This is a genomic window from Streptomyces sp. NPDC002104 (genome assembly GCF_053593795.1).
In genome coordinates, this window is sequence record NZ_JBSFDF010000008.1 from 113,263 (window position 1) to 139,265 (window position 26,003).

Here is a 26,003-nt window from a genome sequence, read left to right on the forward strand (position 1 = left end):
GACATATTTACATCGCTCGTCTACCCGTGCAGAACTTCGGTGATCGCCTTCACGGCCTCGCGCGCCGGGCGGCCGACTCCGATGAGGGTTGCCGAGGCGGGGCCGGTCCAGTCGCCGTAGCCGAGGAGGTGGAGGCGCGGTTCGCCCTGGGCCTCAGTGCCCTGGGCGGGGATGAGGCCGTCGGGGCCGCGTAGACCGAGCGGGGACAGGTGGGAGAGGGCGGGGCGGAAGCCGGTGCACCAGATGATCGCGTCGGCGTCGGCGGTCATGCCGTCGGCCCAGGCGACTCCGGTGGGCGTGACGCGCTGGAACATCGGCGTGGCCTTCAGCAGTCCCGCGTCCCGAGCCTCGCGTACCGGCGGTATGGCGACAATGTCTCCGAGCGCGGAGACCCCTCCGGTGTCGGGGAGGCCAGCTTCAAGGGCACGGCGGCGGGCCGTGGCGGCGTCGAAGAGGACGCGACCGTCGACGTCGTCGGGGAGGTAGCGGGGTTCGCGCAGGGTGACCCAGGTCAGGTGTGTGGCGGGTGCGAGGTCGGCGGCTATCTGGGCGGCCGAGTTGCGGCCGCCGACGACGATGACACGCTGCCCCGTGAACTCGTCCGGACTGCGGTAGTCCACCGTATGGATCTGCCGTCCGGAGAAGGCCTCGCGGCCGGGCACCGCCGGCAGGAAGGGACGGGACCAGGTTCCGGTGGCGCTGATGACCGCCCGGGCCTGCCATGCTCCCGAGTCGGTCTCCACACGGAGGAGTTCGCCGTCGCGATGCACTCCGGTGACGCGTACGGGCCGGTGGATGGGGAGTTCGTAACGCTGCTCGTAGTCGGTGAGGTACTCGACGACGTGGGCCGCCTCCGGGTAGGTCTCGCCGGGTTGGGGCGGCATGAGACGGCCGGGGAGGGATGAGTAGGCCGCCGGGGAGAAGAGGCGCAGGGAGTCCCAGGCGCTCTGCCAGGCTCCGCCGGGGGTGGGTTCGGCGTCGAGGATGACGAAGCTGAGTCCTGCCCGGCGGAGGTAATAGCCGGCCGCCAGACCGGACTGGCCGCCGCCTATCACCACGACGTCGAACTGCCTTCTCATGTTGGGGTGTTCCCTTCCTGGGTTATGGTACTCCGCCGACGGGGGCGGGGGTCGTGGGGTGGTGCCGCGGCAGCCTACTTCGACAAGGTGGCCGCCAGGGCTGCACATGCTGCTACGGCGGCCAGCAGGGCGAACAGGTGGGGGTAGCCGCCGAGCGCGGAGGCGAGCGCGGCGCCGCCGAAGGGGGCGATCGCGCTCGCGCAGGAGGGCAGCACGCCGAGGAGCCCTGAGAGCCGCCCGTAGTGCTCCGTCCCCCATCTGTCGGCCACGGCGGTCGCCTGGACGAGGGTGAGGTTGCCCCGGACCATTCCCGCCGCCACGGAGAGAGCGACGAGCAGCGGGAAGGGGCCCGGGAACACGGCGAAGGAGGCGGCGGCGAGGCCGCTGAGTGCGATCAGGGTGGTGAGGCGGGCCGTCGGGCCCGTTCGGCGCGCCAAGCCGGCGTAGAGGAGTCGACCGAGGGTCTGCCCGGCGCCGCCGAGCCCTAAAACCCAAGCTGCATCCGCCAGAGAGAAGCCCCGCCCGACGAGGAGCGGGACGAGCGCCACGATGACCGCGTAGGCCGTGAAGGAGGAGAGCGTCAGCGCGATGGCGAGCATCCGGAACCGGCGGCTGCGGGCGATGTCGGATGCGGCGCCGGGGCTCGCCCCCGGAAGCACGGTCGCCTTGGGCCAGGTCGCTTTGAGGGCGATCGCGTGGGTGGGGATGGTGACGACCGCGAGCACCAGGGCAAGGACCAAGTACGTGCCCCGCCACGACAGGCGGTCCGCGAGTGCGGCCGTCAGGGGAGCGAATACGGTGGAGGCGAGGCCGCCCGCGAGGGTGACGAGGGTCAGGGCACGGATGTGGTCCGGGGCCCACCACCGCGTCAGTGCCGCGAAGGCGGGTTGGTAGAAGGTCGCCGCCATGGCCACCCCCGCCACCACCCAGCCGGCGAAGAAGGCGATCGGCGACCGTGCCGTGGCAATGAGGACCAGGCTCGCGCTGCCCAGGATCGATCCGGCCGTCATGAGGATGCGGGGACCTCGGTGATCGATGATGCGCCCCACCAGAATCCCGGTGAGCGCGGAGACGATCAGCGCGACGGAGAACGCTCCGGTGGTCACGCGAGTGGACCAGCCGGTCGCCGCCGCGATCTCCGGGTTTAGGACGGGGAAGGCGTAGTAGAGGATCCCCCAGCTCGTGATCTGCGTAATGCACAGGGCCCAGAGCGCCCGGCGCGGTCGCCGTTGGGTCTCGGCGAGCGGCCGGGCTGCGACGGGTCGCACCGGGTCAGCTGCCGACGGTGCGGCCCGCCAGCCCCAGCGGGGCGATCTCCAGGGTCACGGGCGTGGGGCCGCAGCAGCCACCACCGCTGCTCTCCTCGACAGGCTCGTCGAAGAGGCCCGAGCCACCGCACACACCGGTCTCGGGAAGGGTGAGCTCGACGCGTTCGGCGGCTTCGTGGTCGCCCGCGAGCGCGGCGGCGATGGAGCGGACCTGCTCGTACCCGGTCATCGCGAGGAAGGTGGGGGCGCGACCGTAGGACTTCATGCCGACGAGGTACACGTCCTTCTCCCCGTGCTTCAACTCCTTGACCCCGTGCGGGTAGACCGTGCCGCACGAGTGGGCGTTCGGGTCGATCAGCGGGGCGAGGCCCACGGGGGCCTGGAGGCGTTCGTCGAGGTCGAGACGGAGCTCGTCGAGGAAGGAGAGGTCGGGGCGCAGGCCCGTGAGCGCGATGACCTCGTCGACGGGTTCGGTCCGGGTGCCGTCCTCCGCGACCAGCGTCAGCGTGCCGTCGGCGTTGGCCCGCACCTCAGCGGTACGGAAGCCCGTGACGGCGTCGGCGTGTCCGGCTTCGACGGCCGCCTTGGCCGCGCCGCCGAGGGCTCCGCGGGCGGGAAGCTGGTCAGCGCTGCCGCCTCCGAACGTCGTGGAGGTGACGCCACGGCGTACGACCCACAGGGCGTGCGTACCGGGCTCGCTCCCCGCGAGGTCTGCGAGGCCTACGAGCGCCGTGAACGCGGAGGCCCCGCTGCCGACGACGGCGGTACGCCGGCCCGCATAGCGGCTGCGGACCGCGGGATCGCGGAAGTCGGGCACCCGGTAGACGATGCGCGACGCGTTGGCGCGCTCGCCCAGGGCCGGCAGCCCGTTGCCTCCGACGGGGCTGGTACGGGACCAGGTCCCGGAAGCGTCGATGACGGCACGGGCGAGCAGCCGGAGCTCGGTTCCGTCGCCGGTCACGGCGTGCACGGCAAAGGGCTGCTCGTTCCGGTCGGCGTCGACCACGCGGTCGCGGCCGACTCGGGAGACGCCGGTGACGGTGGTGTCCAGGCGGACACGGTCTCCGAGGGCCGACGCGAGCGGGGCCAGGTACGACTGGGCCCAGTCCCCACCGGTCGGGTAGCTCTCCCTGTCGGGCGGGGTCCAGCCCGTCGCCGCGAGCAGCTTCTCGGCGGCGGGATCGATGACCTCGCCCCAGGTGGAGAACAACTTCACGTGCGCCCATGCGCGGACGGCCGCGCCGGCCGCGGACCCGGCCTCCAGAACCAGCGGTTCGAGACCCCGGTCGACGAGGTGCGCAGCGGCGGCAAGGCCCACAGGGCCGGCGCCGATGATGACGACGGGGAGTGAAGCGGCATCGATGTTGGCCATCGGAGCTCTGTCCTTCGCTGTCGGCGGGAGTGGTGCCACCCCCTCCACTGATTAGACGGATATCTAATCGCTTCCAGCTTGCCGCGAACATCGATGGATGTCAACATAGACAAATGTCGAACCCTCGACCGGCGAACACCCTCGCGGTGGCACCGACGCCCTGCTGCGAGCCACTCGTCTCCAGCGCCCTCTCCGCAGACGGCGCCGAACACATGGCGTCGATGTTCAAGGCCCTCGCCGACCCCGTCCGCCTCCAGCTGTTCTCCCGCATCGCCTCCCACCCGGCCGGCGAGGCGTGCGTCTGCGACATCTCCGATGTCGGCGTCTCGCAGCCGACGGTCTCCCACCACCTGAAGAAGCTCCGCGAGGCGGGCCTGCTGACCTCGGAACGACGCGGCACCTGGATCTACTACCGGGTCGCCCCCGAATCGATGGCATCCCTCTCCGCGCTCCTCGCCCTCTAGCACACCCCTGGAAAGCCGCAATCAACCGTGGATCTCCGGGAACTCAGGACGAAGGAAGCGCCAGTCCAGGGCGATATTGGCCAAGGCTTCGAGCGTCGCGCCCTTCAGATCGTCCACACCGACGAGCTCCTCAGTGAGGTACTCGCTGCCCCCATACAAGTCCCCCGCCCCGGTGCGCTCACCGAGCATCTCGGTGTTCAGCGAGTTGGACAGCGACCAATGGTCGGCCCAGCCCGACGAGATGTGCAGTTCAACCGGCGGGGTGGCCAAGTTGGCAGTACCAGCGAGCTCCTGCGTCAGCGCAGGGAGGGCGCGGCGAACGAGGGCCGCGACTGCGTCGTACGCGGTTTGGACCCAGAGGTCCCCGGCGAGACGCTGCCCATCGAGCCAATACAAGACGTCGAAGTGCACAGCGACGCCTACGCCTCCGCCCTCGAGCCCGACGGCGCACTCCATCCGAACTCCCGCTGGAGCGGGCGGAGCCGCCAGGTCGCCGTGACCGGCTGATATCCGCACGAATCGGCTACTCCCGTAAAGCGTGTCAAGTTCCCACGCGCTGAGGCGCTCCCCCGGGCGAACCCGCGCGGCAAGTCCCGCCAACGCAGGAGGCAGATGCTTCGCGGAGCCGTAGGGCAACCCCTGCCGGTCACTCAGCGCGGAGATGAGCGCCTCGATGGTGCTTCCTCGCAGCCGGCGCCGGACTCCGTCACGCCCGAGCGAACGCGAAGCGGACGCGCGGATCACGACATCCGGAGGAACCTGCCGATAGATGTCCCGGTGCTGCGGAGCGAGATGCCGGTCGGGCGAGAAGCGCGGATCGATGTCCGGCATCACCGCGGCCTCGTCCGCCGATTGCTGGAAGAGCAGCCTCAGGAGCCGCCTGTCCGCCGTGTCGTTCCTGCCGTCCACGCGGACCTTCGCCGCGCCCTTGTGCAGCAGCGGCCGCGGGACCGAGTCGGGGTCGACGCGGACAACCAACAGCGTCGTCGCGTCGATCGTGACGGGGATGACGTCAGGGCACCAGCCGGGCGGGTCGAAGACCGTGACCATCTTACTGACGAGCCTGTCCTTGTCCGACGGCTGCACGCCACGAAGGGGGCCCGGAAGGTTCTGGTCCTTGGGGTCGTTGTCCACGCCGATCAGCACAACGCCGCCGTAGCTGTTGGCCATCGCAGCGACCGTGTCGGGGACGGCATCAAGGTTCCGCTTGTAGTCGATCGTGAAGCTCTCCTCAAGCCGCAGGTCGAGGAAGCTGCGCACCATGTCCGCGTCGATGGCGGAAGCGGGTGCCGTGAACAATCGATGCGGATATGTCGGCATGATGCACAGGATGACGCCACCCGCCCCCTGAGTGCATCCGGTTTCGCATTTTCCCGCCCCCACCCCAACGGAGCATCGCCACACCGTTGCAGGCGTGATTCGATACATGCAAAAATAGAGGAATGTCGAACCCGAGTGCGGTTCCTACGGTTGCCGATTCACAGCAGGGCGTCGTGCCCTGCTGCTCCCCCCTCATCTCCGCGGAGCTGTCGGCCCTCGACGCGGAGCGACTGGCGAACCTGTTCAAGGCCCTGTCCGACCCGATCCGTCTGCGGCTGCTCTCGCGCGTGGCGTCCCACCCCGCGGGCGAGGCCTGCGTATGCGACATCGCCGACGTCGGCGTATCGCAGCCAACGGTCTCCCACCACCTGAAGAAGCTGCGCGAGGCGGGACTTCTGACATCCCAGCGTCGCCGGACATGGGTGTACTACCGGATCGACCAGAGCGTGCTGGTGGCCCTCGGCGCCCTCTTGGGGCTGCCCACTCCTACCTAACCCGACGCCGGCTCATCACACCTGCCGGGAAACTCCGTACAGAGCGGGCGGGCACCGGTACGGGGGATTACTCACGGTGCCCGCCCGCGGTCTCAGGGGCGGCTGACGGGGTGCACCCTCGTTCCGGCGAGACCGGGGCCGCGGAAGGGGCGGACGTCCAGTTTCTCGGACGAGGTGTACACGTTGAGCCAGAGGGGGGCAGCCACGGACGCCGCCTCCTCGGGCGTCGCCGCGTACGACAACAGCAGGGTCGGGTCGTCGAGTTCCTCGAAGCGGACCACCCGGTCGGCCTGGTGCGAACCGCTGCCGGGCTCGACGAGCTGTCCCGGTACGGCGACGAAGCCGAGGCGGGCCTTGAAGCTGAAGAGGCCGGCCTTGACCACGTGGCCGTAGAGGTTGATGTCGCGGCCGAGGGTCCCCCAGCGCCGGCCCCGGCGCCTCGCCTCCCGCAGGGTTTCCGCGTACAGGACCCGGGTGAGGCTGTCGCCGCGCCCGCCCGCCGTCACGGCCGAGAAGCGTGCCCGCATCTCGTCGTTGGCCGGCAGGTCCTGGTTCAGGCACGCGCCCACCAGGGCGTCGCCTGAGCGGACGATGACGACGCGGTAGGTGTCGGCCTCCGCCAGGATCTGGGGTCGCTGCTGGAGGGCTACCGCCAAGCCGTTGCGCATGGCGGAGACCTGCTGCTCGTAGAGGTCCATGAATGCGTCGAGCAGGGGGACCGTGAGGGGCTCCGTGCTCACGTGCAGGTCGGCCTCCGCCACCTTGCGGTAGGCCGACCTGATGTCGTACCTGTCCTTCCCCGACAGAGCCGCGAGGTACTTCTCCTCCGAGTCCAGCGCCTCCGCCCGCCACATGACGACCTGGGGCTTGGGCAGGAAGCCCGCCTCCCGGAGGTCCGGCCAGGCGTCGACCGGCGGGTCCTGGACCCGGACGATGTCCACCGCGTCCCCGTACTGGCGCCACTGGCCGTTCAGTGCTTGGTCGACGTCGATGAGCGCCATGGGCAGGCCCATGGAGCTCACGATCACGAGACCGCCGCCGGGCTGCGGTGCGCCTGAGCGAGGGGTCCCGTCACGCTCGTCGTGTTCTCGCCTCGTGAGGACGACTTGAACCCGCGCAGCCTCAGGCTGTTGGTCAGGACGAAGATGCTGGAGAGAGCCATGGCGGCTCCCGCGATCATCGGGTTCAGTACACCGGAGGCAGCGAGGGGGATGCCGGCGAGGTTGTAGATGAACGCCCAGAACAGGTTGCCCTTGATCGTCGCGAGCGTGCGCCGCGAGAGGCGGACCGCGTCGGCCGCGTCGCGCAGGTCCCCGCGGACGAGGGTGATGTCGCTGGCCTCGATGGCGGCGTCGGTTCCGCCTCCGATGGCGATGCCGAGGTCGGCCTGGGCGAGCGCGGCGGCATCGTTGATGCCGTCGCCGACCATGGCCACGTTGCGGCCCGCCTCCTGAAGGCGGCGGACCACGGCGGCCTTGTCCTGGGGCAGGACCTCGGCCTCCACCTCGGTGATGCCCATCTCGTCCGCGATACGGCGGGCCGCTCCCTTGCTGTCGCCGGTGAGGAGGATCGGGTTCAGCCCGAGGCTCCGCATCTCGTCGATGGCGCGGCGGCTGGTGGGCTTGGCTTCGTCCGCGACGAGGAGCAGCCCGCGGAGTTCTCCGTCCCAGCCGACACCGACCGGGGTGTGGCCGCTGCCTTCGATCTCGGTGAGGCGTCGGCGGAGGTCGTCGGGAACGGTCATCCGTTCGCCGACCCAGCCGGGGCGGCCGACCATAATCTCGCGGTCGGCGATGGTGCCTACGACTCCGAATCCGGCGCTGGCCTTGAAGTCCGTCGCCGGGGGCAGGTCTACGGTCACCTCTCGGGCGGCCGTCGTGACGGCGGTGGCGATGGGGTGCTCGGAGGAGTGTTCCAGGGCTCCGGCGAGGGTCAGCAGCTCCTCGCGGCTCGTGCCCTCGGCGCACACCGTTTCGACGAGGCGCATCTTGCCCGTGGTGACCGTGCCCGTCTTGTCGAGCAGCACGGTATCGATACGGCGGGTGGACTCGAGGATCTGCGGTCCGCGGATCACGATGCCCAGTTGCGCACCGCGTCCCGTGCCGACGAGCAGTGCGGTGGGGGTGGCGAGGCCCAGGGAACACGGGCACGCGACTACGAGGACGGCCACGGCGGCGGTGAGTGCGATCACGGCGTCTCCGCCGTTGCCGACCCAGAACCCGCCGACGCCGACAGCGATGGCGATGACCACCGGGACGAAGACACCGGCGATACGGTCGGCCAGTCGCTGTACGGGGGCCTTGCCGGCCTGGGCTTCGGAGACCAGCTTGCTGATGTGGGCGAGCTGCGTGTCGGCGCCCACGCGCTCGGCGCGGACGGTGAGGCGACCGCTGATGTTGACCGTGGCTCCGACGACCGAGTCACCCTCGGAGACCTCCACGGGGACGCTCTCCCCGGTCAGCATCGATGCGTCGACGGCGGACGCGCCGTCCACGACGACCCCGTCGGTGGCGATCTTCTCCCCCGGGCGGACCACGAACAGGTCGCCGACGCGGAGTTCGCCGATGGGGATGCTGACTTCCTGGCCCGCGCGCAGGGCGGTGACGTCCTTGGCGCCCAGTTCGAGCAGTGCGCGTACGGCGCTGCCCGCCCGGCGCTTCGCGCGGTGTTCCGCGTAGCGGCCCGCGAGGACGAAGAGGGTCAGGGAGGTGGCGACTTCGAGGTAGATGTGGTGCAGGCCCTGGCCCGGGGTCGGCGTCATCAGGAACGGCATCTGCATGCCGGTCACGCCGGCGTAGCCGAAGAAGAGGGCGTACACCGACCAGCCGAAGGAGGCGAGGACGCCGATGGAGACGAGGGTGTCCATGGTGCCGGCGGCCTGGCGGACGTTCTTCCAGGCGACCGAGTGGAAGGGCCAGGCTCCCCAGATCGCCACAGGGGCGGCCAGGGTCAGCGACAGCCACTGCCAGTTGTCGAACTGCAGCGGCGTGATCATGGCCATGGCGACGACCGGAACGGTGAGCGCGAGGCACGCCAGGAGGCGTTGACGCATGGTGGCCAGTTCGCGGTCGGCCGCCTCTTCGGCGGTCTCACCGGCTCCGCCTTCGGCCTGGGCCTCCTGGGGCGACGGAGGCAGCGCGGCGCTGTAACCCAGCTTCTCGACGGTGTCGAGGAGCTCCTGCAGCGTGTGCCGGTCGTCGTAGCTGACGTGGGCGCGTTCGAGGGCGAAGTTGACCTCGGCGGTCACCCCGTCGAGCCGGTTGAGCTTTTTCTCGATCCGGGCTGAGCAGGCACCGCAGGTCATGCCACCGATGTCGAGCGTGACTACGGCTGGTGCCGTCGTGGCAGTGCCGGCCATGACTGCACTCTCCTTTGGAATAGGTGGGCGGAGCGGACTGGGCTACAGGGGCTGCAGCGCGCCGCCGAGGAGGAAGGAAGCCCCGAAGCAGACCGCGAGCCCCACGGCGAAGAGAGCGAGTTTGAGGGGCGGGTTCACGCCGCGGTTCCGACGAACTTGTAGCCGGCGCGCTCGACGGCCGCCTGGACGGCGTCGGATCCGAACTCGCCGGTGGAGCTGACCGTGACGCGGCCGGCCTTGTGGTCGACGGTCACCTCGGTGCCCTCACCGAGGTCCGTCACGATGGCCGTACGGATGCGCTTGGCGCAGCCGCCGCAGGTCATGCCGTGGACCTCGAACGCGGTGGCGTTGCTGCTCATGGGAGTTCTCCGATCGTTGATGGTCTTCAGGTAGGTACCGATGCGGTGCAGTGCCTGGGAGATGTCCTCGGCGCCCACCGCGTACGAGAGGCGGACCAGGTCCGGTGCCCCGAAGTCGCGGCCGGGCATGACCGCCACTCCGGCGTGCTCCAGCAGGTCCTTGGCGACGGTGCCGGCATCGTCGTCGGGGTGCCGGTAGAGGCCCCGTACGTCGACCAGGGCGAAGAACCCGCCCTGGGGTTCCGCGGCCAGGCGCAGGTGCGGCAGGGTGGCGAGGCCATCCCGCATGAGTGACCTGCGGGTGTTGAGCTCGATGGCGCGCCGGGCCAGTTCGACGTCAGTGTCGCCGGTCAGCGCGGCGAGCGCCGCGTACTGCGAGATCGAGGACGGGGCGGAGCTGGTGTGCCCCTGTACGGCGGTCAGAGCCGCGGCCACCGGCAAGGGGGCGGCCGCGAAGCCGATCCGCCATCCCGTCATCGCGTAGGTCTTCGAGAAGCCCCCGACGGTGATTGTGCGCTCGGCTATGTCCGGCCCGAGTGAGGCGACGCTCGTGAAGGAGGCGCCCTCGTGGACGAGGTCCCCGTAGATCTCGTCGCTGACGATGACGAGGTCGTGTTCTACGGCGACACGGGCCAGGGCAAGGAGCTCCGGCCGGTCGTACACCACGCCCGTGGGGTTGGAGGGATTGTTGAGCAGCACGACCCGGGTGCTCGGGGTGATGTGCGCCCGGAGCAGCTCGGGGGTGAGCTTGAAGCCGGTGTCGGCCGTGTCCACGACGACGGGCGTGGCTCCGGCGAGCCGGATCATGTGCGGGAAGCTCACCCAGTACGGCGCCTGCAGGATGACCTCGTCGCCGGGGTCGCACAGGACGGTGAAGAGCTGGGCGAGTGCCTGCTTGGCGCCGTTGGTGGTGACGATCTGCGCCGCTGTGTAGGTGGATCCCCAGTGGCTCTCCAGCCGCCGGGCGATGGCCTCGCGCAGGGGGCCGATGCCGGCGACCGGGGTGTACCGGGTCAGTCCCCCGGAGATCGCCTGCCGGGCCCCGTCTGCCGCTTGGTCCGGCGTGGGGAAGTCGAGTTCGCCGCCGGTGAGGTTGATGACGTCGGCGCCGTCCGCCATCAGGCTCTTGATGTGCGCGTCCAGGGCGGCGGTGCTGGAGGCGGGCAGGATCCGCGCTCGTGTACTGAGCACGGCCCCTATCCCGCCTTCACGTTGAACACCGTCGTGGATGCCTGGCCGGACCCCGGAGTGACGAGGACACTGATCCGCCAGTCGCCGGGCATGCCCAGGACGAGCTTCGACTCGTACCCGTCGCCCTTCGCACCCGCGGACTGCTTGCCGCCCTTCATCTTCATGTTGGGCATCTCCGAGTTGACCTCGACCTTCGCCCCCTCCACGGCCGTGCCCGCCGCGTCCTTGACGGTGACGGAGGCCTTGCTCGCCGAACCGCCGCCCTTGGCCGGGCAGGGAGTCACCGTCAAGGTGACCGCCAGACCGGCGTCGGTCTTGGTGCTGCTGCAGCTCGCGTCGAGGTCGTGCGGGCCGGTGGCGGCCGGAGCGGCGGGCTTGGACGGGCCGCAGCCGCTCACGAGTACGGCGGCCAGGACTGCACCGGTGACGGCCGCGAGGCGCACCACCCCCTTGTGGGTGCGGGGTCCAGCTCGTCGCGCCGCCTTGCTGTGCCACGCGGCAGGCTGGGTGGTGGCCGTGCGCCAGGTCATCGGTTCTCCTTAGGAGGACGGGTGGTGAGGGTCAGCCGCAGCAGGACTTCTTCGCCGGCTGCGCCGCGGCGGGCTCGTCGGTCTTCGCCGCCGTCTCGGTCTTCTCGGCCGCATCGGCCGCCACGGCGGCGGGCTTCGGGGTGCAGCAGGAGGAGGACTTCTTCGGGGCCTCGGCCGCGTCGGCCGCGGGCTTCGGGCCGCAGCAGGACGACGCCTTGTGCGCGTGGACGTGGACGGCCGGTGCGGCCTTCTCCGCCTTCTCCGCCTGCTCGGCCTTGTCGGCGGCCGGCTTGGGGCCGCAGCAGGAGGATGCCTTCGGGGCCTCGACGGGCGCGGCCGCCGTCTGCTGGGTGGCGTCCCAGAACATGCTTCCGAGGTTCGTGTCAGACATGGTTGACGTCCTTTCCAGTGGTGTTCTTGTGGGTGCGGCCCTCCTGGGCCTGGCACAGTTCGGTGAGCCGGCCGCCCGCGGTGAGCAGCTCGACGGGCCGCCCGGATTCGACGATGCGTCCGTCCTCCAGGACGAAGACCTGGTCGAGGTCCTCGACGAGGGTCAGCCAGTGGGCGACGACGATCGCCGTACGGCCTTCGAGGAGGCGGCGGATCGCGGCGAAGACGATGCGCTGCCGGTCGGGGTCGACGCTGGAGATGGCCTCGTCCAGGACGATGACGCGGGGGTCCGCGAGCATGGCGCGGGCCAGGGCGATGATCTGCCGCTCGCCCACCGACAGGCGCGAGCCGCGTTCGCCGACCCGGGTCTGGAAACCGTTGCGCAGGTCGGAGATGACCTCGTACGCCCCTACCGCCCGGGCTGCCTCGACGACCTGCTCCTCGGTGGCGTCGGGGCGGCCGAAGAGGATGTTCTCGGAGACGGTGCCGTCGAAGAGCTGGGCCTCCTGGGTGACCAGGAGCACCTGGGAACGCACGGAGGAGCTGCTCATGTCGGTGAGGTCGTGTCCGTCGATGCGGACGGTGCCGCTCGTCGGTGTGTAGAGCCGCACCAGCAGCTGCATCAGGGTGCTCTTGCCGGCGCCGCTCGTGCCCACGATTCCGATGTGCTGGCCGGGCTCGGCGCGCAGGGTGATGCCGTGGAGGACCTCGGGTCCGTCGGCGCCGTAGGCGAAGGTGACGTCCTCGATGGCGACGGCTCCCTCGACGGGCGGCAGGGTGCCGGAGCCGCCCTGCTCCTCCTCCAGGTCGAGCACGTCGAGGATGCGGCCCGCGGAGGCGGCCATGTCGGACGACTGGCCGATCATGCCGGCGAGGTCCCGTACCGGGTTGAGCATGCGCTTGACGAAGAGCGCGAAGGCCGCGAGGGTACCGGCGGCCAGGGCGGTGCCCGAGGCCATGCCCATCGACGCCATCATGGTGTTGGTGCCCAGGAGCATCCACGTCATCGGCATCATGCCGGAGGCCATGTCGAAGAAGAATCCGGAACCCAGCTGGTGTCCGTTGATGATCTGCAGGCCGCCGAAGAAGATCAGCAGGGCCAGGGCGAGGAACACGCTGAAGCCCAGGTGGGACGTGAGCCAGAGCCGCTTGCGGGAGAGCCGGTTGTGGACCGTGCTGTATTCCTCGGAGCGCGCGCGCAGATCGGTGAGGACCGCCTCCTCCTGGCCGAAGGAGCGGATGTCCTCCAGGCCGTCGATCCGCTGGTTCATGTAGCCCACCATCTGGTCCCAGCCCTCGCGCTGTGCGTGGGTATCGGGTCGCAGACGCACCGTCCACTTGACCGAGATCCACGTCATCAGCGGAATGATGACGAGGGTCGGCAGGGCCACGGCGGGGCTGAGGGCCAGCAAGAAGACGGCGAACGCGACGAACCAGATGACGCTGTTGGTCACCTCCATCAGGGTCTTCGTCAGGAAGCCCCTGAACCGGTTGGCCTCGAAGAGGACCCGTGTGACCCATTCGCCGCTGGCCTGGGACACGTGCCGCGAGAGCTGCACGTTGTGCAGGCGGGCCACGAGGTCGTTGCGGATCGTGACCGTCAGGGCCTCGTTGACCCGGATCATCGCCGAGTTGTAGGTGATGCGGATGAGGTTTTCGACGACCGTCAGCAGCACGAGGTTGAGCGCCGTCGACCGGACGGCCTCCATGTCGCCGATGACGATGTGCCCGATGCCGGCCATCACCGTGTACATGACCGCGATGGTGGCGATGGTGTTCACGACGGCCATCGCCGTGGCGACACTGAGCCAGAACCAGTGGGGCTTCAGGTAGGGAAGGAATCGCCGGACGGCTCGCAGCAGCGTCCGCCACGTCTCCTTGCCGTCCAGGACTTCCGCGGTCGCGATGGTGGTCATGATTCCTTTCCTCCCTCGAGGGTGGTCGCGCCGGCGAGCGTGGCCGTGACGTCCACCGAGGACTCCCGGGAGGCGAGGCTGACGGTGCGGTCGACGTAACTGCTGACCGCGGCCTGCTGCGAGGCGATGATCAGGGTGCGGCCCCGGCGGACCCGCAGGACGGTCTCCAGGAGCTCGGCCTCGGTCTCGGCATCCAGGTTCGCCGTGGGGTTGTCGAGCAGCAGGATCTCGGGGTCCACGAGCAGGACACGCGCGAGGCCGATGCGCTGGCGCTCCCCCGCCGACAGGTCGAGGGTGCTCGCCCCGAAGCGGCGGTCGAGCGGTATGTGGGAGAGTCCGGCGGCCTCGACGGCGTCGGCCGTCTCCTCTCGGGTGGCCTCGGGGCGCGCGAAGCGGACGTTGTCCTCAAGGGTTCCCTCGAAGATCCACTGTCGCTGCGGCAGGCAGACGATGCGTCGGCGCAGGGCGCTCGGTGCGTACGAGCGGGCGTCCGCGCCGTCGTACGTGACGGTGCCGGAGTCCGGGTCGCGCAGGCGAGCCAGTACGTGCAGCAGGGTGGACTTGCCGCTGCCGGTGGGACCGGTCAGGGCGACAGTCTCGCCGGCCTTCACGTGGAAGTCGACCTTGTCCAGGATCCGGCGGCCGGCGATGTCCACGTCGATGCCGGTGGCGTGGAGCGCGCCCAGGGTCGGGATCTCCTCGCTGCCCTCACGTGTGCTGAGGACGGAGGGGGCGTCGATGATGCGCAGGAGCCGCTGCGCGGTCACCACGCTGCGGAACGCCCCGTTGGTGTGCATGGCGAGCATGTGGATGCTCATCTGGAACATCATCACCAGCGCGACGACGGCGACGAGGTCGCCCACGGTGCTGGTGCCGGCGAGGACCGCGTTGCCTCCGGCCCACAGGGCGATCGGGGTCGGAAGACCACCGATGACGTTGAGGGCGGCTTCCCAGCGGCTGTACGTGCGCTTCATCTGGCCGTCGCGGGCCGAGTGCGCCTCGTTCACCTTGTTCAGGCGGTCCGACGCGTCCGTCTCACGGCCGTACGACTTGACCACATTGATGTTGGCCAGGGACTCGCCTACGCCGGCGAGGAGCTTGGTGAACTGGCCCTTGAGTTCGATGAAGGCCCGCTGCAGGCGAAGCTGCACCGTGAAGTTCCCGATGGCGACGAAGACCAGGGGGATGAGGGCCAGCAGGGTCGTCCGGGCGTCGATGATCAGCGCCGTGATCAGCATGGCGAGCGTGACCAGCACCTGGTTGAGCAGTTCCAGCAGACCGCCGTTGGTCAGTCCGCGGACGGCGACGGCGTCGGAGATGAGCCGGGTGAGCGCCCGGCCGCCGGAGGCTTCCGCCACGTCGGCGGGGCCCAGGTGCACGAGCTTGCGGAAGAGGTCCTCCCGCAGGTCGTTGACTGCCTTGCTGGCTACCGAGAACCGCATGCGCTTGCCGAAGTGCAGCAGAGCCGTCGTGACCACACCGGCGGCCAGTACGCCCAGCGACGTCGTGAGCAGGCTGCTGGACTCGCCGCCGAGGACTCCGATGTCGATGGCGGACCGCATCAGGAGCGGCACGGCTATGTTGCCGAGGAGGCCGAGGAACATGACCACCGTGGCGGTGATGATCTCGCGGCGGTAGCGCAGCGGGTAGCCATAGATGAAGCGCAGGGCACGAAGCGATTCGTTCAACGTCGACCCCCCTCTGGGTGTCGTGGGTTGATGGTGGGAGCGGGCCGCGCTCCGACGGAGCACGGCCCGCCGTGTGCCCCTGAGGGGCGACTCGGAGGGCTAGTCGCAGCAAGCGCAGGCGCAGCCGCACTCCTGGCCGTCCTCGGCGACGTCCTCGACGCCGCTGCTCTCGCAGCAGCCGGATCCGATCATGTCCTCAGCCATGGGTTCCTCCTCTCCGTACTTGTTGATTCGATACTTTCAAAAGTATCGAATCACGAGATCTGGTTGAGCGTCAACAGGTGTTACAGAAGCCCCAGTTGTCAGTTGTCAGCAGCAACTGGTGTGCGCGCGGTCCACGGCGGCGGCAGCCGCGGAGTCGTCGACCAGCCGGACCGCGAGCTGCTCCATGACCTTGGCGTAGTCGCGCTCCAGCTGCTCCGCGCTCTCGCCGGCCAGCACGATGCGGCCGAAGGCGCCGCCCCGCGGATGCTCCACGGGCAGGACCGCGTCACCCGGTGCGACGTCGAACTCGACGAACGGCGGCGATACAGACTCCAGACCGGTCAGCGACCCGACGGCCTGGGCGTTGTAGTCGATACGCCCGCTCGCGTCGAAGACGATGCTGCGGTACAGCCCGAAGCCGAACTTGGCTGCCCGGGGCTCCGCTTGGCGCCCGAGAGCGGCCTCGGTGGCGATGAGGCTGGGCTCGTAGCCGGTGGTGGACCGGATCATCTCGACGGCCTGCCCGCCGGGAACCCTGGGGTTGATCTCCCCCGCACGCCAGCCGTCAGAGGTGAGGGTGAACTGGAGGGCCGCGACCCAGTCGTCCAGTCCGACGGCCGCCAGGACGCGGTCCGCGAGCTCGTCGAGCTCCGCGCGTCGCTCCTCGTCGAGCCGGCTGGGGAAGTACCCGCCGACCTTGACGAAGGTCGGCGGCGGGCCGACCTCGCCCTCGACGACCCAGACGACCTCGGTCCGCCCCCCGATCCGGGTGGCGAACACCCCGAACTCGGGTCCTGTCACGTACTCCTCGATGAGCGCAGAGTCGCGGCCGGCGGCCAGGATGTCGCCAACCGCCCCCTCCACATCGCCCCGGGTCTCGCAGTACTTGAGGCCGGCGGCGCTGGAGGCGTCGCGCGGCTTCACGACGACGGGAAGCCCGAGCTCCTGCGCGGCCTCGCCGCCCTCCAGGACCCCGCCGACCACCCGGTTTCGGGGCACGGGGACACCGGCCGCCGCAAGGAGCCGGTGAGTCTCGGCCTTGTCGATGCAGGCGCGGGCGGCCTGCTCGGTGATGCCGTGTTCGAGCTTCAACTCGGCCCGCAGGCGCCCTGCGAGGGGTACGAGGCGTTCGACTCCGGTGACGACGGCGTCGATGGGCTGGTCCGCGTGAGCCCCGGCCACCAGGGCTATCACCTCGTCCCAGTCACGGAAGTCGACCTCCAGCGGGTAGTCGGCGAGCATGACCTGCTCGATGGTCATGTTCTCCTCGGCGAACACGACGTCGTAGTCCGTCTGTTCCTTCAACTGCTGTACGGTGCGCTGTCCACTGAGGACGAGAACGCGAGGGGGCACGGAACCATCACCTACTGGTTGTCTGGCTCGACGCGGGGGCCGAGCGATTCGAAGATGGCGCGGTATCTGCTCTCCAGCTCCGCGGGGTCGTCGCCGTAGACCACGATGCGGCCGTAGCTGCCGCCCTCCGGGTCGTCGACGCTCCGGACGCTGTCACCGGGGTCGACGTCGAGCGTGACCGCGGGGGCGTCGATGCCGTCGAGGTCGTACCAGGCCCGGCCGGGCCGGTCGAAGGTCACGCACCGGTACAGCACGCGGGTCGCGCTGGGAGTGCTCCGCGTGACCGGCAGTCCGAGTGCGATCTCCGCGGCGGCGCGCGTCAGGTCGATGCCGCTCACGCGCTCGGTCGCGGCCCACAGCTGGCCGCCGGGCGGGCGGGCGGCCACGTTGATCAGGACGGGACCGTCCTCGGTCAGCCGCACCTGGGTGTGGGAGACGCTGTGGTCGAAGCCGAGTACGGCCAGAGCCTCGGCTACGAACACCGCCAGCTCGTTCTCCACGTCGTGGGAGAGCCCGCTGGGAAAGTCGTAGCCGGTCTCCGCCTGCCGGGGACCTGGACCGACGTACTGCGCCAGGATGCTGACCACTTCGGTCTTTCCACCGCTGGTGATGCTCTGGACGGCGTACTCGGGTCCTTCCACGGCCCGCTCCACGATGAGCGCGGTAGGGCCGAGCACATCGACGGCATGGGTCACCTCTCGGAGGCTTCGGCACAGCATGCTGCCCCGGCCTCCGGACCCCGTCGCCTTCTTGACGACGACGGGCAGCCCCAGTCGCTTCGCGGCAGTCGGCACGTCCGCCGGATCGGCGGCCGGCAGATACTCCGGGACCCGCACTCCCCCACTGGCGAGGGCCATTCTCATGCGGATCTTGTCGTGGCAGGTCAGGGCGGCCTGGAGGTCGAGTCCGCGTACCCCGAGTCGGGCGGCGAGGTAACTCGCCAGCGGCAGGTGCGCGTCATAGACGCTGAAGACCGCTTCGAGGGGGCGGGCCGCGTGCAGTCGGCGCAGCGCCGCCTCAGCGGCCGGCCAGTCACCGAGGTCGACGTCGAGAGGAACGTCGACCTGGCACGCCAGGTCCAGCGGAGTGGGGTCGCCGAGGAGGATCGACCGTGCGCCGAGGTCATTGAGGACATCGACGACGCGGCGGCCCGAGACGCATGCCACCGTGGGGCGCGTGTCCGCGTCCATCAGCAGCACCTCTTGCTCATGTCGAGTTGCTCGTCGGGGCCCTGGCACCGCTGTTCGAGCCGTTGGCACGCCGCGTGCAATGCAGCTCTGTCCCCGCGGTCCGACGTGTTCAGCGCAAGGTAGAGGGGTACGGGATGCGCGCCCAGTTTGCGCTTCTCCGGCCCGTTGGACCGGCCGAGGTCGATCGACGCCACGTCCGTGGCGACCGCGCCCTCCACCAGCCGCGCCGCCATGGCCCGGTACGGGACGAAGGAGGACAGCCGCTCCGTGTCGAGCCCGGCCAGCCACATCGACAGCGTCGGCCCGAACTGCCAGCCGGCGAAGATCCCCACGGCCTGCTGGTCGCTGTCGACGGCCGTGAGGGTGTGCTCGAAGGGTGCCAGCCGGGTCTTCATCGCCTTTAGGAACTCTTCGGGGAGAACGTCGGTGGGTGTGCCCCGGTCTGTGAGGAGGGACTGGACCAGTCGGACGAGCGTGTCCGCGTCGGCCGCATTCTCGGCCACCGTGATTCCGCGTCCCGATACCCGGCGCTCTTTGGCGAGCTTCCGGCGCAGGCGTCCTTCGGCGAAGTTCCAGTACTCGGCCGCGGAGGGAACATTCGTGGTGCAGCGGTACGAGGTCGTGATGTGCGCCGTAGCGTAGCCGTGCCGTATCAGCAGCCCGATCGGTTCACCCGCGGCGGCGTTGGCCACGCCCCACGTCCGCGCTCCGCTTTCCCGGGCGGTCGTCTCCAGCGAGTTCACAAGGGACACGATCGCGTCCTCATGACCGGGGACGGCCAGGGGCCCGCCTTCGAGGGCGGCGAGGCTGTGGGCCAGGAGCACGGGACCGTCGAGGGGAAGCTGGGCGAGCTCGGTGAGGTAAGAGAGACGGGGGCACGAGTGCACCAGGAAGGTGGGGCACACCGCCACCAGCCTGCCGTCCTCGTAGGCCAGGAGATGGCGGGGCTCGAAGCTGCCGGGCGGAGCGTCCTCGAACGCGGCGAGCCACTGCCACGTGTGGAAGACGCTCCCGCCCGCGAGAGCGACGACGCGGTTCCAGTCCTCGGTATCGGCCTCGTGGATCGTGGAGAGGACGTCGATCCTGTGCTGCCCCGACACGCCGAGGGCGGGCTGGGTGAGGGTCATATGGGCCACCTCAGCAGCACGACTTGAATTCGCGGCTGTCGGTCGCGGCCGGCTCGAGGCCGTCCGTGAACACGACTTGCAGACTCAGGGCCGCCCGGACGTCCTGCTCGGCGCGGTCGAGCTCTTCGGCGCTCTCGCCGTAGACGACGATGCGTCCGTAGACGCCGCCGTTGGGGTGCTCCTTGGGCTGTACGGTCTCCCCCGGCGCGACCTCGACCTCGACGATGGGACTCGAAGGCCCCGGCTCAGGCGTGTACTCGTCGTACAGAACTGTGCCGGCCTTGTCGAAGACGACGCTCGTGTAACGGGCGAACGGCACCGTGGTCCCGGCAGCGGCCTGGGGCTGGCCCAGGACCTGGCGGGTGACGGCCTCCGTCATGTCGACACCGCTGACCGCGGTGGTCATCTCCACCAGTCGACCGCCGGGGCGGCGCGCGTTGACTTCGATGACGCGGAAACCGTCGGGGCCACGACGGATCTGGGTGTGGCTGATCCAGTCCTTCAGGCCCAGGGCGGCCAGCGTGTCCTGCATCAGCTTCGCGAGCTCGTCGTGGTCCGCGTCCGACAGGCCGCTGGGGTGTTCGTAGCCCAGCTCGACAAAGACCGGCGGGGGCGTCATGTGCTGCCGGAAGACGCTCAGCACAGTGGTGTCCGTGCCGTGGGTGATCGTCTGGACGGCGTACTCGGCCCCGTCGACGTACTCCTCGACCAGAACTCCCGGCAGGGGTCCGGGGGGTGCGTCGAGCAGCGCGGCGACCGCCTTGCGCACGGCCGACTCGTCCGGGCAACAACGGACGCCGAAGGCGCCGGCTCCGTCCCGGGGCTTGATGATGACGGGATACCCGAACTCGGCCGCCGCCACTGCCGCGTCGTCCGCCGTGTCGGCCCGTGCGAAGCGGGGTACGGGCAGACCCGCCTCGCTCAACACGGTGCGGGTGAGCAACTTGTCACGGCAGTTGGCGGCCGCGGTCTCGTCGAGGCCCGGTGCACCCGTGGCGAGCCGGCTGTTCAGATGGGCCATGAGCGGCAGACGCGGTTCGGTGTGGGTCAGCACGGCCGCGAGGGGCGCGTCGCCCAGTTCCCCGCGTATCGCGTCGGCCACCGCGTCCCAGTCGTCGAGGTCGACGTCGAAATGGGCGTCGGCCCAGGACATGCAGTGCCAGGGCACCTGCTCGTCCACGAGGAGCACGCGGTACCCCAGGTCTCGTACGACGCCGAGTTCCCGTTCGCTGCGGCCGCCGAGCACGACGACGAAACCGGCATCTGTCTTGGATGGGTCAGTCACTGCCGCGATCCTTCGAGATGAGATTCGGAATGGATCAAGAGCGCTGCTAGCAGCAGGTGTTGGCCTTCTTGGCTGCGGCTGCGACTGCCTGGACAGCGGGGCGCTGCAGGGAGTCGAGCTTCATGGCCTCGACGATGCCGGCGATCTGCCCGATCTCCTCGTTCTTCAGCCCCAGCTTCTTGGCGGCGGCCAGGAAGGAGCGAACGGTCTCCTCGCGGTCCTGCATGAGCGCGGCACACAGGGCAACCGCCGCGCGGGTCTTGGGCTCCAGGGCGTCGTGGTCGAACACGGCGCCGAAGAACTCCTGGTAGCCCTTGGAGAACGCCGCGTGGAGCTCCCCGACGGCGGGGGCGAGCTGGATCAGCTGGGTGGAGACGGACTGCGGGGCCGCGGCCATGGCGAAACTCCTCAAGAAGAAAGGGGGGGAATGCGGGTCAGTTCTGGGTTGCGAGGTGGTGCACGGCGGCCAGCACGAGGCGGCCGGCCTTCCTGAGCGCCTCGGGTTCGATCCGGTCCGGGGCGTCGAGGGGTGAGTGGTAGTGCGCGGCCCCGAAGCCGATGCCTGCGGCGGGGAAGCCCGCCGAGGCGTACCGCCGGTTGTCGGACGAGACCGTGCCGGCGTACAGCTGGATTCCCAGGCGTCGTCCCGCGCTGTCGAGCGCGGCGATGACGGCCGTGGGGGTGGGGTCGGCCGGCCCCAACTCGACCGCGACCTTCCCGTTGTCCTTACCTGCCATGTCGACGTTGAGGACGTCGGGCACGATGCCCTGCTCGCGCAGACGGCGGGCATGGTGGCCGGAACCGATCGTGCCAATCTCCTCGGCGTCGACCAGGGCGAAAATGACCGGCCGCGGCAAGGGGGCCGCCGAGGCGAGCACTCGGGCCACTTCGCACAGGACCGCGGTCCCGCTGGCGTTGTCGCCGGCGCAGGGGAAGTGCAGCTCGGGGTCGGCCCCCACCCCGTCGTAGTGCGCGGTGAGCAGGATGGGACGGGCGTCCGGGTCCGTTCCGGGCAGCGTCGCGATGATGTTGGTGCCCGTGGCGGGCTCGCGCAGCAGGGGTACGTGGGCGGTGACCGTGCCTCCGATGGAGGCCGCGAGCACATCAGGGCGAAGTGCGATCACCGGCAGGCTCACGGGAGGCGGGCCTTGGACGCGCTTGGTGAGATACCCGGAGGCATCGGCGTTCTGCGCGGTCAGGATCCCGATCGCGCCGCGCGCCACGAGCTCGTCGGCCAGCGCTACGAAGGCATCGCCCTGGGGGACTTTGAGCAGGGCGGCCCACTCCCCTGCCCCGGCGGTTTCGGACACGGTTCCCGTCAGCGCCGCTGACATAGGGCCCGAGCGCGGATTCTCCGCGAACTCCGCACGATGGACGAGGTCGCGGGTGAATCCCGGCCCGTCCACGCTGCAGGAGGGCTGCGCCGCGAGTCTCATCACCTCGCGGATGGCGAAGGTGTCGAGATCGGGCGACAGGCCGTGGGAAGCCAGTGTCGATTCGAGGAACTCTGTGGCCAGCGCGTGTCCGGCACTGCCCGGCGCGCGACCGGACATGTCCGGCGCGCACAGGGCCTGGAGCGTGGTCAGGGCGCGTTCCGTGTCAAAGGCGTCCAGCAGCTGTATCGCCGTATCGGACTCTTGGCCCTGGGCAGTGTCGGTCATCGCGAAGGTGCCTTCCTCAGCTGTCGCCGGCAGGCTCGCCGCAGCAGCCGCCGCTCTGGCCGCCCTGAACCGCGCCGGTCTCGTCGGCGGGCTCGCCGCAACAGCCACCCTGGGAGACGCCGGCCGTGGCCGTCGGATCGGTGATGAAACCGCCGACGGGCTCCTGCTCGGCAGCCTCGGTCGAGTTCGTGGTCATGACCATTGCTCCTCTCTCGCGCTTGATTCGAACTCTCTTTACTTACACAAGTATCGAATCAGAGAGATCGCCGTGTCAATGGCCGCGACGACCGCCGACGATCGACATCTCGCCACAACCAGTCACTCTTCAAGCGGAGTTAGACGACGGTGGACGCCGCCGCGGTCGTCCGTGCGGCACCGGAGCCTGCCCGCGCTGCGACAGCCGCCAGGAAACCCCTGATGAGCGGGTGCAGTTCGTCCGCCGTCGACGACAGTTCGGGCTGGAACAGGCTGCCGATGAAGAACGGGTGGTCGGGCAGCTCGATCGCCCGCGGCGCCTTCTCCGCGTCCCAGCCGCTGATACGGAGATCGCTGTCGAGGATCGTGTCCTCGTAGTCCGGATTGAGGCCGTACTTGCAGTGATAGGTCTCCACCGTCGACTCACGACCCGGGTAGACGGAGGCCAGCCGGCTTCCGGCGGCGAATTCCAGGGGCGCGGTCTCCCCCACAAGCGAGCACGCGAGCGGGACGATCAGCGGCGTCGATGCGTCCGCGTCGTACTGGACGTCCTCCGCGTCCTCGATGCCGAGGACGTTGCGGGTGTACTCGATCAGCGCGTGCTGGAAGCCCCCGCAGGTCCCGAGGTAGGGGATGCCGAGCGTGCGTGCCGTGCGGATCGCCAGCAGGACGTTGGCCTGGCTTTCGTAAGGCGATCCGGGGACCACCCAGATGCCGTCGTACTCGGCGATGGTGTCGGTCACGGCGGCGCTGGGAATCCAGTCGACGTCGACACCGAAGCGGGGTGTGACCTCGTCCAGCTTGGCGTGAGCGGGCACGCGGTCGCTGCGGTCGCCTACGAGAGCCAGTCTCGGGCGAGGTGTCATCGGGAGATCTCCTGTCCTTGTACGGTCATCGAATGACGCACTCCTGGCGCAGTGCTCACAGGGTGCTCGCGGCCCCGTCGTGCAGCGAGTCCAGCGCCCGCCAGAAGGTCGGGAACGACTTGGCGACGCATCCGGGGTCTGTGATGACGACGCCTTCAGTGCGCAGTCCGGCGATGGCGAAGCACATGGCGATGCGGTGGTCGTCGTAGGTGTCGATGACGGCGCCGTGGGGCGTGCCGCCGGTGATGGTCATCGCGTCGGGGTGCTCTTCGACGGTGATGCCCATCTTCCGCAGCTCGGCGGTGACGGCGGCGATGCGGTCGCACTCCTTGATCCGGAGGCTGGCGATGTTGCTGATGTGCGTGGTGCCTTGCGCGAAGGCAGCGACGACGGCGAGGGTCGGGACGACGTCGGGCATCGCCTCCATATCGATGTCTATGCCGTGCAGTTCGCCGCCGGTCAGGTTGATGGAGTCGTCGCCGATCTCGGCGGTACAGCCCATGCGGACCAGAGCGGCCACCAGGCCCACGTCACCCTGCTTCGATCCCTTGCCGATGCCGGCGATAGTGACCGTGCCGCCGAGGACCGCGGCCGCGGCGAGGAAGTAGGACATACCCGAGGCATCGGGCTCCACGGTGACCGTGCCACCGCGCAGCTTCTGGCCGGCGGCCACGGTGAAGCGGGTGTAGCCGTCGCGCTCCACCACGACTCCCATCTCGGCGAGTGCGGCGATGGTCATCTCGACGTACGGCTTGGAGACCAGGTCGTCGATGACGTGGACTTCGGTGTCCTGCTCGGCGAGCGTGGCGTTGATCAGCAGGCTGGAGGTGAACTGGGAGCTCACCGCGCCGCTGATGCGCGTCGATCCACCTCGGAAGCTCGGGCCCGTGACCTTGATGGGCGGGCTGCCGTTACCCCGGACGGCCTCCGCCGTGACCCCCAGAGCGGGCAGCGCTTCGAGGAGCGAGCCCATCGGGCGCTCCTGCATGCGCTTGGTTCCGGTCAGTACGGTCGTCCCCTCGGCGTGGCCCGCCATGGCGATCAGGAGCCGGATCGGGGTGCCGGCCGCGCCGACGTACACCTCTTCGGCCGGGGCCCGCATGCTGCGCCCGGTGGGGGTGACCGTAATGCGCTCGGCGGCCGCATCGATCTCCACCTCGACGTGCCCGAACTGGCGCAGCGCTCCGGCAAGGTACTGGGTGTCGTCGCACACCAGGGCGCCCTCAAGGGTGGTCGCCTCCCCGGACAGGGCGGCGAGCGCGAGGTAGCGGTTGGAGTAGCTCTTTGAGCCAAGGAGCTTGACTCGCTTGTCGAAGGTCTGCAGCGGTCGGATCGTGACACTTTCGGCCTTCAGCCGCGGATCGATCTCGAACGAGCTCAATGCCTTCTCCCCATGATCGTGGCGGCGTAGCGCCGGTGGTGACGCCGTCGAGCCTGCGGGGCAATCACGGGAGCGGGGAACCTCCCCTGTCCGGCAGCTAGTTGCCGTGCAGCATGCTGCCTCACATGATCGAAGTTGACTGGATCTGAACCTGAACTGAATGCCCTGCGTGCTATCTTGAAGAACTTCGATTCAGCAACACACCCTGGGGGCGCGGATGTTGCAGTCACTGGGATTGGACGACCTGGCGCACGAGATCTACCGCTTCGCACTGAGTCGGCAGGGCTGCCGAATGGACTCCTTGCTGAGCGGCATTCGCGCCCCCGAGGACGCGATACGCCAGAGCGTGGACCGGCTTCTCGAACTCTCCCTGCTCCGCCCCGTGGGCCGCACCTTGATTCCGGCCCGCCCCCCGCTCACCCTCCGGACGCTACTGCAGCGGGAGCAGTCCGAAATCCTGCGCCGTCAGCAGGAGTTCGTAGAACTCAAGGCGGCCATGGACCGGCTCTCCGAGGATTTCGAGGACGCCCAGGGGCCGGGTCCTCGCGCAGGCTGGGAACGCCTGGAGTCGCACACGGAGATCCACGCACGGATGGAACACCTCGCCGCGAAAACGACCGGCGAGTGCGTGTATCTACTGCCCTCGGACATGAACGGAACCGAGTCACTGCAAGCACGGCGTCCGCTAGATCAGGACATGCTGGAGCGCGGTGTCTCCGTGTGGAACATCTACCGCGAGAGCATCTACAACCACCGGGCCGGCCTCACCTACGCCAGGTGGCTGTCCCAGAGCGGGGGCAAGGTGGGAACCCTTCCGACCGTACCGCTCTGGTTCGTCGTATACGACCGCACCACGGCGCTGATCTCGGTCGACCCTGAGGACCCCGATGCAGGAGCGGTTCAGGTCACGGGCGCTGGATATCTCGCCTGCCTGGTCGCGTTGTTCGAGCGGCTCTGCGAGAGCATGACGCCGTTGGACGTTCCGACCCAGTCGGAACTGAGCGAGCCCAGCCCTGTGGAACGAGAGCTGCTGCGCCTCATGGGGCAGGGACTGACGGACGAAGCGGTGTGCAAGAAGCTCGGCCTGGGGCTGCGTACCGTGCGCCGCATGATTGCCGAGATCATGGAGCGGCTGGGAGCTCGCAGCAGGTTCGAGGCCGGGGCCAAGGCCGTGGAACTCGGCTGGTACCGCCCCTGCTCCTGCAACGACGACCGACCTCAGCGAGGGAAGGACGCCAAGGCCGCCCGGCGTGCGCCGGAAGGCGACCTGGCTCCGACGGTCGCCGCCCTCGTTTAGGGTCCGACCGCACCT

At 69.5% G+C, this 26,003-nt stretch carries 23 protein-coding genes; 3 read left to right on the plus strand and 20 right to left on the minus strand.

The genetic code is table 11. The features are described 5' to 3' along the window. Window positions 1-20 precede the first annotated feature (20 nt). The 3 genes from ACWCP2_RS10005 to ACWCP2_RS10015 all read right to left on the minus strand — a co-directional run bounded on the left by ACWCP2_RS10005 (window position 21) and on the right by ACWCP2_RS10015 (window position 3,719). Window positions 21-1,079, minus strand: coding sequence for an ArsO family NAD(P)H-dependent flavin-containing monooxygenase (locus ACWCP2_RS10005; protein ID WP_450908091.1), 1,059 nt, complete (start codon window positions 1,077-1,079; stop codon window positions 21-23). Between the two features lie 74 nt (window positions 1,080-1,153). Further along, window positions 1,154-2,347: an MFS transporter gene (locus ACWCP2_RS10010; protein ID WP_450908092.1), complete on the minus strand. Its 1,194-nt coding sequence runs from the start codon at window positions 2,345-2,347 to the stop codon at window positions 1,154-1,156. A 4-nt stretch (window positions 2,348-2,351) separates the two neighbouring features. Beyond that, window positions 2,352-3,719 carry an FAD-dependent oxidoreductase gene (locus ACWCP2_RS10015; protein WP_450908093.1) on the minus strand — a complete coding sequence of 456 codons (1,368 nt, stop codon included), beginning with the start codon at window positions 3,717-3,719 and terminating at the stop codon, window positions 2,352-2,354. Between the two features lie 113 nt (window positions 3,720-3,832). Here ACWCP2_RS10015 and ACWCP2_RS10020 point away from each other — a divergent pair, with 113 nt between their 5' ends. Next, complete coding sequence (locus ACWCP2_RS10020; protein WP_450908094.1) at window positions 3,833-4,183, plus strand: ArsR/SmtB family transcription factor; 351 nt, start codon at window positions 3,833-3,835, stop codon at window positions 4,181-4,183. Window positions 4,184-4,204: 21 nt separating this feature from the next. Here ACWCP2_RS10020 and ACWCP2_RS10025 read toward each other — a convergent pair whose 3' ends face one another. Further along, complete coding sequence (locus ACWCP2_RS10025; protein ID WP_450908095.1) at window positions 4,205-5,503, minus strand: AlbA family DNA-binding domain-containing protein; 1,299 nt, start codon at window positions 5,501-5,503, stop codon at window positions 4,205-4,207. A 122-nt stretch (window positions 5,504-5,625) separates the two neighbouring features. Here ACWCP2_RS10025 and ACWCP2_RS10030 point away from each other — a divergent pair, with 122 nt between their 5' ends. Next, window positions 5,626-5,997, plus strand: coding sequence for an ArsR/SmtB family transcription factor (locus ACWCP2_RS10030; protein WP_450908096.1), 372 nt, complete (start codon window positions 5,626-5,628; stop codon window positions 5,995-5,997). A 92-nt stretch (window positions 5,998-6,089) separates the two neighbouring features. Here the strand turns inward: ACWCP2_RS10030 and ACWCP2_RS10035 are convergent, their stop codons facing one another. From ACWCP2_RS10035 to aroA, 16 genes are all read right to left on the minus strand, one after another. Further along, the gene (locus tag ACWCP2_RS10035) at window positions 6,090-7,010 is read right to left on the minus strand and encodes a GNAT family N-acetyltransferase (RefSeq protein ID WP_450908097.1); all 921 of its coding nucleotides are present in this window, start codon (window positions 7,008-7,010) and stop codon (window positions 6,090-6,092) included. Window positions 7,011-7,021: 11 nt separating this feature from the next. Next, window positions 7,022-9,355 carry a heavy metal translocating P-type ATPase gene (locus ACWCP2_RS10040; protein WP_450908098.1) on the minus strand — a complete coding sequence of 778 codons (2,334 nt, stop codon included), beginning with the start codon at window positions 9,353-9,355 and terminating at the stop codon, window positions 7,022-7,024. 134 nt (window positions 9,356-9,489) lie between these two features. Further along, window positions 9,490-10,905 (minus strand): aminotransferase class I/II-fold pyridoxal phosphate-dependent enzyme, encoded by a 1,416-nt coding sequence (locus ACWCP2_RS10045; RefSeq protein WP_450908099.1) that lies wholly within the window; start codon window positions 10,903-10,905, stop codon window positions 9,490-9,492. Between the two features lie 5 nt (window positions 10,906-10,910). After that, a complete protein-coding gene (locus ACWCP2_RS10050) occupies window positions 10,911-11,435 on the minus strand; it encodes a FixH family protein (RefSeq protein WP_450908100.1) in 525 nt (174 codons plus the stop codon). A 31-nt stretch (window positions 11,436-11,466) separates the two neighbouring features. Next, window positions 11,467-11,826, minus strand: a complete 360-nt coding sequence (locus tag ACWCP2_RS10055; RefSeq protein ID WP_450908101.1) for a hypothetical protein — start codon at window positions 11,824-11,826, stop codon at window positions 11,467-11,469. Continuing rightward, window positions 11,819-13,741, minus strand: coding sequence for an ABC transporter ATP-binding protein (locus tag ACWCP2_RS10060; protein WP_450908102.1), 1,923 nt, complete (start codon window positions 13,739-13,741; stop codon window positions 11,819-11,821). Before ACWCP2_RS10060 ends, ACWCP2_RS10055 begins: the two co-directional genes overlap by 8 nt. Then, the gene (locus ACWCP2_RS10065) at window positions 13,738-15,429 is read right to left on the minus strand and encodes an ABC transporter ATP-binding protein (RefSeq protein ID WP_450908103.1); all 1,692 of its coding nucleotides are present in this window, start codon (window positions 15,427-15,429) and stop codon (window positions 13,738-13,740) included. The genes ACWCP2_RS10060 and ACWCP2_RS10065 overlap by 4 nt, the downstream gene beginning before the upstream one ends. 309 nt (window positions 15,430-15,738) lie before the next feature. Beyond that, entirely contained in the window at window positions 15,739-16,986 is a 1,248-nt protein-coding gene (locus ACWCP2_RS10070) for an ATP-grasp domain-containing protein (RefSeq protein WP_450908104.1), read from the minus strand. Window positions 16,987-16,997: 11 nt separating this feature from the next. Further along, window positions 16,998-18,176, minus strand: coding sequence for an ATP-grasp domain-containing protein (locus ACWCP2_RS10075; RefSeq protein WP_450908105.1), 1,179 nt, complete (start codon window positions 18,174-18,176; stop codon window positions 16,998-17,000). Next, window positions 18,176-19,303 (minus strand): GNAT family N-acetyltransferase, encoded by a 1,128-nt coding sequence (locus ACWCP2_RS10080; protein ID WP_450908106.1) that lies wholly within the window; start codon window positions 19,301-19,303, stop codon window positions 18,176-18,178. Before ACWCP2_RS10080 ends, ACWCP2_RS10075 begins: the two co-directional genes overlap by 1 nt. A gap of 10 nt (window positions 19,304-19,313) precedes the next feature. Next, window positions 19,314-20,588 carry an ATP-grasp domain-containing protein gene (locus ACWCP2_RS10085; RefSeq protein WP_450908107.1) on the minus strand — a complete coding sequence of 425 codons (1,275 nt, stop codon included), beginning with the start codon at window positions 20,586-20,588 and terminating at the stop codon, window positions 19,314-19,316. Window positions 20,589-20,634: 46 nt separating this feature from the next. Further along, on the minus strand, window positions 20,635-20,985 hold the full coding sequence (locus ACWCP2_RS10090; protein ID WP_450908108.1) for a carboxymuconolactone decarboxylase family protein: 351 nt from the start codon (window positions 20,983-20,985) through the stop codon (window positions 20,635-20,637). A gap of 37 nt (window positions 20,986-21,022) precedes the next feature. Further along, complete coding sequence (locus ACWCP2_RS10095; RefSeq protein WP_450908109.1) at window positions 21,023-22,249, minus strand: M28 family metallopeptidase; 1,227 nt, start codon at window positions 22,247-22,249, stop codon at window positions 21,023-21,025. Window positions 22,250-22,265: 16 nt separating this feature from the next. Next, on the minus strand, window positions 22,266-22,445 hold the full coding sequence (locus ACWCP2_RS10100) for a hypothetical protein (protein ID WP_266961743.1): 180 nt from the start codon (window positions 22,443-22,445) through the stop codon (window positions 22,266-22,268). A gap of 139 nt (window positions 22,446-22,584) precedes the next feature. Further along, window positions 22,585-23,310, minus strand: coding sequence for a CTP synthase C-terminal region-related (seleno)protein (locus ACWCP2_RS10105; RefSeq protein WP_450908110.1), 726 nt, complete (start codon window positions 23,308-23,310; stop codon window positions 22,585-22,587). 55 nt (window positions 23,311-23,365) lie between these two features. Next, a complete protein-coding gene (gene aroA / locus ACWCP2_RS10110) occupies window positions 23,366-24,691 on the minus strand; it encodes a 3-phosphoshikimate 1-carboxyvinyltransferase (RefSeq protein ID WP_450908111.1) in 1,326 nt (441 codons plus the stop codon). A gap of 217 nt (window positions 24,692-24,908) precedes the next feature. On the opposite strand from aroA, the gene ACWCP2_RS10115 reads away from it, so the two are divergent. Next, on the plus strand, window positions 24,909-25,988 hold the full coding sequence (locus ACWCP2_RS10115) for a LuxR C-terminal-related transcriptional regulator (RefSeq protein WP_450908112.1): 1,080 nt from the start codon (window positions 24,909-24,911) through the stop codon (window positions 25,986-25,988). Window positions 25,989-26,003 lie beyond the last annotated feature (15 nt).

Coding starts and splice junctions, on each gene's coding strand:
- ACWCP2_RS10025 (WP_450908095.1), bottom strand. CDS start 5,503: ATGCCGACATATCCGCATCGATTGTTCACGGCACCCGCTTCCGCCATC.
- ACWCP2_RS10035 (WP_450908097.1), bottom strand. CDS start 7,010: ATGGGCCTGCCCATGGCGCTCATCGACGTCGACCAAGCACTGAACGGC.
- ACWCP2_RS10055 (WP_450908101.1), bottom strand. CDS start 11,826: ATGTCTGACACGAACCTCGGAAGCATGTTCTGGGACGCCACCCAGCAG.
- ACWCP2_RS10015 (WP_450908093.1), bottom strand. CDS start 3,719: ATGGCCAACATCGATGCCGCTTCACTCCCCGTCGTCATCATCGGCGCC.
- ACWCP2_RS10005 (WP_450908091.1), bottom strand. CDS start 1,079: ATGAGAAGGCAGTTCGACGTCGTGGTGATAGGCGGCGGCCAGTCCGGT.
- ACWCP2_RS10095 (WP_450908109.1), bottom strand. CDS start 22,249: ATGACCGACACTGCCCAGGGCCAAGAGTCCGATACGGCGATACAGCTG.
- ACWCP2_RS10030 (WP_450908096.1), top strand. CDS start 5,626: ATGTCGAACCCGAGTGCGGTTCCTACGGTTGCCGATTCACAGCAGGGC.
- ACWCP2_RS10060 (WP_450908102.1), bottom strand. CDS start 13,741: ATGACCACCATCGCGACCGCGGAAGTCCTGGACGGCAAGGAGACGTGG.
- ACWCP2_RS10080 (WP_450908106.1), bottom strand. CDS start 19,303: ATGACCCTCACCCAGCCCGCCCTCGGCGTGTCGGGGCAGCACAGGATC.
- ACWCP2_RS10100 (WP_266961743.1), bottom strand. CDS start 22,445: ATGACCACGAACTCGACCGAGGCTGCCGAGCAGGAGCCCGTCGGCGGT.
- ACWCP2_RS10040 (WP_450908098.1), bottom strand. CDS start 9,355: ATGGCCGGCACTGCCACGACGGCACCAGCCGTAGTCACGCTCGACATC.
- ACWCP2_RS10115 (WP_450908112.1), top strand. CDS start 24,909: ATGTTGCAGTCACTGGGATTGGACGACCTGGCGCACGAGATCTACCGC.
- ACWCP2_RS10105 (WP_450908110.1), bottom strand. CDS start 23,310: ATGACACCTCGCCCGAGACTGGCTCTCGTAGGCGACCGCAGCGACCGC.
- ACWCP2_RS10090 (WP_450908108.1), bottom strand. CDS start 20,985: ATGGCCGCGGCCCCGCAGTCCGTCTCCACCCAGCTGATCCAGCTCGCC.
- ACWCP2_RS10050 (WP_450908100.1), bottom strand. CDS start 11,435: ATGACCTGGCGCACGGCCACCACCCAGCCTGCCGCGTGGCACAGCAAG.
- ACWCP2_RS10075 (WP_450908105.1), bottom strand. CDS start 18,176: ATGGACGCGGACACGCGCCCCACGGTGGCATGCGTCTCGGGCCGCCGC.
- ACWCP2_RS10020 (WP_450908094.1), top strand. CDS start 3,833: ATGTCGAACCCTCGACCGGCGAACACCCTCGCGGTGGCACCGACGCCC.